This is a genomic window from Demequina sp. (assembly GCF_016278775.1).
Lineage (GTDB): Bacteria > Actinomycetota > Actinomycetes > Actinomycetales > Demequinaceae > Demequina.
Map to the genome: position 1 here is coordinate 1 of NZ_JADQBF010000071.1, position 7,225 is coordinate 7,225.

The 7,225-nt window shown below is 66.5% G+C and carries 7 protein-coding genes; 6 read left to right on the plus strand and 1 reads right to left on the minus strand.

Annotation, left to right across the window (positions count from 1 at the left end; translation table 11 throughout):
- The first annotated feature begins 277 nt into the window (after positions 1-277).
- From QZZ33_RS08455 to QZZ33_RS08465, 3 genes are all read left to right on the plus strand, one after another.
- A complete protein-coding gene (locus QZZ33_RS08455) occupies positions 278-892 on the plus strand; it encodes a hypothetical protein (RefSeq protein WP_291379379.1) in 615 nt (204 codons plus the stop codon).
- A gap of 62 nt (positions 893-954) precedes the next feature.
- Positions 955-2,130, plus strand: coding sequence for an RHS repeat-associated core domain-containing protein (locus QZZ33_RS08460; RefSeq protein WP_291379380.1), 1,176 nt, complete (start codon positions 955-957; stop codon positions 2,128-2,130).
- Positions 2,130-2,477 (plus strand): hypothetical protein, encoded by a 348-nt coding sequence (locus tag QZZ33_RS08465; RefSeq protein WP_291379381.1) that lies wholly within the window; start codon positions 2,130-2,132, stop codon positions 2,475-2,477. The genes QZZ33_RS08460 and QZZ33_RS08465 overlap by 1 nt, the downstream gene beginning before the upstream one ends.
- A gap of 263 nt (positions 2,478-2,740) precedes the next feature.
- On the opposite strand, the gene QZZ33_RS08470 is transcribed toward QZZ33_RS08465, so the two are convergent.
- Positions 2,741-3,367, minus strand: a complete 627-nt coding sequence (locus tag QZZ33_RS08470; protein WP_366475890.1) for a methyltransferase — start codon at positions 3,365-3,367, stop codon at positions 2,741-2,743.
- A gap of 60 nt (positions 3,368-3,427) precedes the next feature.
- On the opposite strand from QZZ33_RS08470, the gene hflX reads away from it, so the two are divergent.
- From hflX to QZZ33_RS08485, 3 genes are read left to right on the plus strand one after another with little or no spacing between them, the layout of a single operon-like run.
- Positions 3,428-4,927 carry a GTPase HflX gene (hflX, locus tag QZZ33_RS08475; RefSeq protein WP_291379383.1) on the plus strand — a complete coding sequence of 500 codons (1,500 nt, stop codon included), beginning with the start codon at positions 3,428-3,430 and terminating at the stop codon, positions 4,925-4,927.
- The gene (locus QZZ33_RS08480; RefSeq protein WP_291379384.1) at positions 4,924-6,975 is read left to right on the plus strand and encodes an ATP-dependent DNA helicase; all 2,052 of its coding nucleotides are present in this window, start codon (positions 4,924-4,926) and stop codon (positions 6,973-6,975) included. Before hflX ends, QZZ33_RS08480 begins: the two co-directional genes overlap by 4 nt.
- Entirely contained in the window at positions 6,972-7,211 is a 240-nt protein-coding gene (locus QZZ33_RS08485; protein WP_291379385.1) for a hypothetical protein, read from the plus strand. Before QZZ33_RS08480 ends, QZZ33_RS08485 begins: the two co-directional genes overlap by 4 nt.
- Positions 7,212-7,225 lie beyond the last annotated feature (14 nt).

Below are 7,225 nucleotides of genomic sequence, written 5' to 3' on the forward strand. Positions count from 1 at the left end.
CTCTTCCGATCTGCCACATCCGCCGCGCTACGCCCGCGTGACCCGCAGCCCCCTGAATCCCTTGGATGAGCGGACCTTCTCGCTCTGGCCCCACGGGGCCCCGGCGTCGTCCGTTTGTCCTGCGACCTGGCCGCAAGACAAGCACAACGGTGATGAGTGCTGGGTAGAGACTGGGCCAAGGGAAAGGGGCTGGCTGGTGGGGGTGCGGTGATGTCGGCCACGGTTCGTGTTGGGGCAACGCCAGCACTCGGGGTCAACACGGGAGAAATGATTGAGAATGAGCCGAACTCGTGACTCCGGTGCGACCGTGAGGCTCGGAATGAGCCCGTCGGCGATTGCAGCGATGGCCTTGCTCTACTTGGTGGGGATTGCGTTCGCGGGGCTGGCCGCGCGTGATGAAAGCTGGGGGCTCGCTCTCATGCTGTTGATACTCGCGGCGTCCTACGCGGTGGTATTCGCGGGTTCGTTGAGATCTGGGATCGTGGTGCATGAACGCTCGTGGACACTGCGGGGAATCGTGACGGAGCGAACGATACCTAGCAGTTCGGTGAAGGGCCTCGCCTTCGGTATGGGTTGTTATGTGGTGACCCGATACGCGATGGAGCTTTCCACGACCTTGGTGCAGTTCTACGACCCGCTCAAGAGACGTCGGAGCGCCATCATGGAGACGCTCGTCGATGCGTCCGGCATCTCACTGCAGATCATTGACCGGACGCATGGCCTCGACCGGGTGCGACGCGAGCGCGACGCGATGCTCCCGCTTCCGGCAGAACAGGCGGCTGAGGCGCAGGCCGCCTTGAAGTGGAGCTTCATCCGCTACCGATGGTGGCAGTGGGTGATCGTGTTGATCCCGCTGCTTGCCTGGGGGCTCACCCTGATGGGTGAGGCGTGAAGCCTTGCACCTTCGCAGGTTCGACGGTTGCAATCCGGACCGACAATGGTGATCTGTCGTTGATGCTCGGTGACGAGCAGGGTTCCACGAATGTGATGATGCCGGTGACGGTGAACCCGGACGGGTCGTTGGCGTCGGCGACGATTGCCAACGCCGAGGCGGTGACTCGCACCTCCTACACCCCGTATGGGGAGCTGCGTGGCGCCGACAACCTGGCGACGGACAGGGGTTGGTTGGGTCAGGTCGAGGACCGTGTGGTCGGCACGGGTGCGAGCTCGACGGGCACGGGGCTGACCTATTTGAACGCCCGCTACTACGACCCCGCCACCAGCAGGTTCATCTCACCAGACCCGCTCATGGACCCCGGCGACCCAAAGACGCTGGACCCGCACAGGTATGCCGACAACAACCCAGTGGTGTTCAAGGATGCGAGTGGGCTCAGGCCCACATGCGCTTCCGGCGGTGCCCTCGATCAGGATGCGTGCTTCTACGGCACCACGGGCGTTGAGTTGAACCCGTACCTCCCGGATCCCTTTGAGGGCGGGATGAACCGTGAGTACGACCGTGGCATGAACGGGCCGAAGCGTCCGCATAAGGTCGGCGTGTCAACTGGAGACGCACTGTTCATCCCGAAACTGGCAGTGAATTTCCTTGGCGGGGTCCTCAACGCGGGGATTTCAACCGCCAACGGCGCAATCTGGCTGGGATCAACTATCACGAGCGGGCCACCACCGGCGATTCCGAGCGTGCCGGTGTGGGACGGCGATTCACCAGAACGAGGCAGATTCTATTACTGGTCCAGCTACACAGGCTCTGGCGTCTCTGCCATCTTCGGGCCAAAGGTTATGAAACCACGCACAGCCAGTAGCGCTACGGCCAGCGAAGCCGCAAACACCGGACGTGCGATTGTCGATGAGGGCAAGTTCAACTACCTCTTCGGGAAAGTCACTTCGGGCGCCCACAACGCGGATCGGTCGGTGCAGAACGCCCAGCAGTTGGCCCGGATCGGGGTCTATGACAACACGGCCGGAAGGTCGTTGTTGTCGAGCCACTTCGATGACGTGGTTGCGGACAGCAACAACATCGTGAGAACGTTCACCCACAAGAATTACGGCACGTTCCAGGTTCGTGAATCTCTCTTCGCCGGGCCGGGAGGGTTCTTGAAGTTCGAGTCGACTTGGCAAGTCACTGACGACGGTCTGCGGCTGTCGACGGTTATTCCGATGGGTGGCTCCTGATGAGCGTTCGGCTTGAGGTTCCTGACCTCGACGATCTCAGTGATCTCGGGGTCGCGATCGAGCCGTCTGAGCAGCCTGGAGTCGTTTCGTTGACGGCGTGGGCGGGTGACGGTAGCAGCGTGACTCTCACCTGGGACGAGATCGCGGGATCAGCGAGCATCCGGTGGGTCGACGGAGACCATGAGCGCCTGGTGCTTGAGCGAGAGACTGCGTCGAAGATCTCGGTTCGGGCCGACGGCGCTAGCCTTCAGTTTCACGTCTGGTCCCGATCCCAGGGCCTGGGCGGCGAACTGGTCGTACGGGTCGGCGAGGGCGTGTCGGTGCGTGACGTTCTGTTGCGGGTCTAGCGGGGTCAGCTGGCGGAGAGTCGTCGTGCTTCGTAGCGCAGGTATGTACCCTCGATGAGTGCGCGGATGGTGGCGCGTTCGTCGGGTTCGAGTTGGTCGAGAGCGCCTGGGTGCATGCGCAGGGCGAGCCAACCCCGGTTTCCCGGACGGGTTGTGTGTTGATCATGCCGCAATTGCGGCACCCCCGGTACGTGATTTCCTGAGAGCGCGTCACTAGCGGGATGCGGTGGGATTGGTCAAAGAGGCGTTGGCGCGGGCACCCTCTACACCCGCGCCAACCGCAGCACCCTAAAGCCCTTGGACGAGCGGATCTTCTCGATCTGACCCCACGGCGCCCCGGCGTCGTCCGTTTGCTCTGAGATCCAGCGCGCCAGCGAGTCGGCCCCCAGGTTCTTCTGGACTACCAACCACGCCTCGCCGCCGGGCTTCAGTCGCGGCAGCCACGCCGCCAGCAGCTCGTGCAGCGCGGTCTTGCCGATGCGGATGGGCGGGTTGGACCAGATCGCGTCAAAACGGGCCTCAGGGGGCACTTCCGAGGCGGTCACCACGGAAATGGGCGCCAATTCCGGCGCCGACGCCTTCACGCGGGCCACGTTGAGGCGCAGCAGGTCCATGGCGCGCTCGTTGACGTCCAGGGCGGTCACCCGCGCCGAGGGCTCGCGCAGGGCCGCCGTCAGCGCGATGGGACCCCAGCCGCAGCCCAGGTCCAGCACGTCGCCCGCCGGGGGAGCGCCCACCGTATCGAGCAGCACCGTCGTGCCCAGGTCCACATGCGCCGGGGAAAACACACCTGGCGCGGTCTCCAACGAGAACGTGCGGCCGTCGAGTGTGACACTGATCTGGCGTCGCTCATCGGCCGATGCCGGCGTCGCTGAAAAGTAGTGCTCCACGGTAGCCAAGCGTAGTGCGCGACCACGGGGCCACGGCCTCAATGAGACACTAGGTACCTCATGACAGAACCCCAAGACGAGTCCGCCGACGCCACGCCGTCGCCCACCTCGGTCGAGTCAGTGATCGACCGGGTGCTGTCGCGCGCCGGAACGGCCGTGAGCGCGCGCGACGACGCGCACACCGACTACGACGGCGACCAGATGGAACGTGAGTTCCGCGAGGGGCTCAGGCGCGTCGGCAGTCTGTCCACCGAGCTCGAGGACGTCTCCGAGGTGGAGTACCGGCAGTTGCGCCTCGAGCGCGTGGTGCTCGTAGGCCAATGGGTGCGGGGTCCGGCCACCGAGGCCGAGGTGTCACTGCGCGAGCTCGCGGCATTGGCCGAGACCGCAGGCTCCCTCGTGCTCGACGGACTGTTGCAGCGCCGCGCGCACCCCGATCCCGCCACCTACATCGGCAAGGGCAAGGCGATCGAATTGCGCGACATCGCCAAGGCCGTGGGCGCCGATACCGTGATCGTCAACGACGAACTCCAGCCCAGCCAGCGTCGTGCGCTGGAAGACGTGGTCAAGGTCAAGGTCATCGACCGGACCGCGTTGATCTTGGACATCTTCGCCCAGCACGCCAAGTCCAAAGAGGGCAAGGCCCAGGTGGAGTTGGCGCAACTCGAATACCTGCTGCCGCGACTGCGCGGCTGGGGCGAGTCGATGTCCCGTCAGGCCGGTGGCCAGGTGGGTGGCGCGGCCGCCGGAATGGGATCGCGCGGGCCAGGTGAGACCAAGATCGAGTTGGATCGCCGTCGCATCCGCACCCGCATGGCCCAGTTGCGCCGCCAGATCAAGCTCATGGAGCCCGCGCGCAACGTGCGCCGGGAAAGCCGGCTGGCCATGCCCAACGTCGCGATCGTTGGCTACACCAACGCTGGCAAGTCGTCGCTGCTCAACCGTCTTACGGGTGCGGGGGCGCTTGTGCAAAACGCCCTGTTCGCCACGCTCGACCCGACGGTGCGCCGTACCAGCACCCCAGACGGCCGCGACATCACCGTGTCCGACACCGTCGGCTTCGTGAAGGACCTGCCCCACCAGTTGGTGGCCGCCTTCCAGTCCACGCTGGAAGAGGTCACCCACGCGGACCTGGTGCTGCACGTGGTGGACGCCTCCCACCCAGACCCTGAGGGTCAGATTACCGCCGTGCGCACTGTGCTCGCCGATGTCCCAGGCGCCACCGAGGTGGCGGAACTGCTCGTGTTTAACAAGGTCGACGCCGCCGACGAAGAGACGCTGCTGCGCCTACGCGGCCGCCGCGAGCCCCACATCGAGGTCTCCGCGCTCACGGGCCAGGGGATGGGTGAACTGCTCGAGACCATCGCTCAGATGCTGCCGCGGCCCCCAGTGCACGTGGACGTCACGTTGCCGTTCTCGCGAGGGGACCTCGTCAACGAGGCGCACCGCGAGGGCGACGTGCTGAGTGAGGACCACGCTGGAGACGGATACCACCTGGTAGCCGATGTCTCTGACGCGCTCGCGGCGCGCATTCGCGAGGCCGCGTCGGCCGCGTCGTGAAGGCAGTGAAGGGCACGGCCAAGGACGACGCTGTGGCCGACGCGGGGGCTGCCGCAGGGACCGACGCTGGCGCTACCGCTGACGCCGGCGCCGCCGCCCTGTTGGCCACCGTCGTCGCCGCCATGGGTGGCGAAAGGCGCGAGGGCCAGGAAGCCATGGCGTCAGCCGTGGAGGCGGCACTCGCTGGCGACGAGCACCTGCTGGTCCAGGCTGGCACCGGCACCGGGAAATCGCTGGCCTACCTCGTACCCGCCGTGGCGCGCGCCGTGACGCAAGGCGAGCGCATTGTCGTCTCCACGGCCACCCTCGCCTTGCAGCGCCAGGTGTTCTCGAAGGATCTGCCTGCGGTGGTCGACGCGCTCGAGCCGGTGCTGGGTGTACGTGCAAGGTCCGCACTGTTCAAGGGGCGCAGCAACTACCTGTGCGTGCACAAGATGGCCGGTGGTTACGAGGGTGGGGACGACGACGAGGGCGCACTGCCGCTCGGGCCGACGTCTGACTTGGGCCGCGAGGTGGTGAGGCTCAACGCGTGGGCCGAGGAGACGGACACGGGCGACAGGGACGACTTGGTCCCTGGCGTGAGCGGGCGGGCGTGGGCGCAGGTGTCCGTCACGGGACGAGAATGCCTCGAGAGCCAGTGCCCCATGGCGTCGGAGTGCTTCTCGCAGAAGGCGCGCGCAGACGCGGCCCGCGCGCACATCGTGGTCACCAATCACGCGGTGTTGGGGGTGCAGGCCACCAGTCACGACATTCTGGGCGAGCATGACGCGCTGATCGTGGACGAGGCGCACGAACTGGTGAGTCGCATCACCTCGTCGGCCACTCACGAACTCACCGTGCGCGCGATCGAGCGCGCGGGACGGCGGGCGCGACGCATCGGCGTCACCACCGCCCACCTCGATACGGGCGCGCGTGCCGTGGAGGCGGCTCTCGCGGAAGAGACCATTGGGCGCCTGCGCCTGGGACCGTCGGAGCAACTCGCAGCCGCGATCGAGCTGGTGCGTTCCGGTGCGCGCGACGCGCTCAGCGCCGTCACCAAGATCGCCAAGGAGTCCGGTGGAGCACGCGAGGCGGGTGCGGGAGCCAAGATGGCGCAGGCGGCTCTCACCGAGATCGCCGATGTGTGCGAAGAACTCCAGGCGGACCCCGGCCACTACGTCGTCTGGCTCGCCCCGGCCGACGGCGACTACGACGCGACCACGCCCGACCGCATCTTGGCGGCCCCTTTGGACGTGGCGGGAGTCATTGGGGATCGGCTCGTGGGGGAGAAGCCGTCGATCTTCACGTCCGCGACGCTGGCGTTGGGAGGCGGGTTCGAGACGGTGGCGCGCCACCTTGGCGTGCACGAGCCCGTGTCCCTCGATGCAGGCAGCCCGTTTGACTACGCGACCCAAGGAATCCTCTACGTGGCCTCCGAGTTGCCACGCCCCGGCATGGGGGGCATCTCGCCCGAGGCTCTCGACGAGCTGGAGGCCCTCATCACGGCGGCCGGTGGACGCACTCTCGGCCTGTTCTCCTCGCATCGTGCCGCGCTCGCCGCTGCAGAGGCCATGCGCGAGCGCCTCGACGTGCCAGTGCTGTACCAGAAGGACGATCAGGTCTCCACGCTGGTGCGCCAATTCAGGGAGGACCCGCGCACGTGTCTGTTTGGGTCGACAACCCTGTGGCAAGGAGTGGACGTTCCAGGAGCGACCGCCAGCCTCGTCGTGATCGACCGGATACCGTTCCCGCGTCCAGACGAGCCCATCTCGCAGGCTCGCACCGAGGCGGTGGGCCGTGCGGGGGGCAACGGATTCCTGGCCGTGAGCGCGACCCACGCGGCCCTGTTGCTCGCCCAGGGTGCAGGCCGCCTCATCCGGTCGGCGAGCGACAGGGGAGTGGTGGCGGTGCTCGATCCGCGTCTGGCGACCGCGGGTTATCGAGGCTTCCTCACTCGAACCTTGCCGCCGATGTGGGTCACCACGGATCGTGAGGCCGCCTTGGGCGCGCTGCGGCGGCTCGACGCTGAGGCGTCTCGTACCCTTGAGCCGGAGGTGGCCACATCATGACCGATGCAACGACGGCCGACGCGCAGTCAGAGGAGTTTGTGCGCGGGCAACTCGCCGAGCGCGAGCGCTTTGCGGAGTACCTCGCGCACTTTGAGAAGTCGAGTCGCGCCATGGCCGAGGCGGCCACGAGCGACGAATCACGCGTGTATCAGACCACGATCGCGAACGCCATGAAGGCCATGGGTCAGGCCATCAATGGCGGCTTCCACTGGCAGGACGGCTGGCGCTCCTCTTAGATCCGGCGCATCAC

Coding starts and splice junctions, on each gene's coding strand:
- QZZ33_RS08455 (WP_291379379.1), top strand. CDS start 278: ATGAGCCGAACTCGTGACTCCGGTGCGACCGTGAGGCTCGGAATGAGC.
- QZZ33_RS08460 (WP_291379380.1), top strand. CDS start 955: ATGCTCGGTGACGAGCAGGGTTCCACGAATGTGATGATGCCGGTGACG.
- QZZ33_RS08465 (WP_291379381.1), top strand. CDS start 2,130: ATGAGCGTTCGGCTTGAGGTTCCTGACCTCGACGATCTCAGTGATCTC.
- hflX (WP_291379383.1), top strand. CDS start 3,428: ATGACAGAACCCCAAGACGAGTCCGCCGACGCCACGCCGTCGCCCACC.
- QZZ33_RS08485 (WP_291379385.1), top strand. CDS start 6,972: ATGACCGATGCAACGACGGCCGACGCGCAGTCAGAGGAGTTTGTGCGC.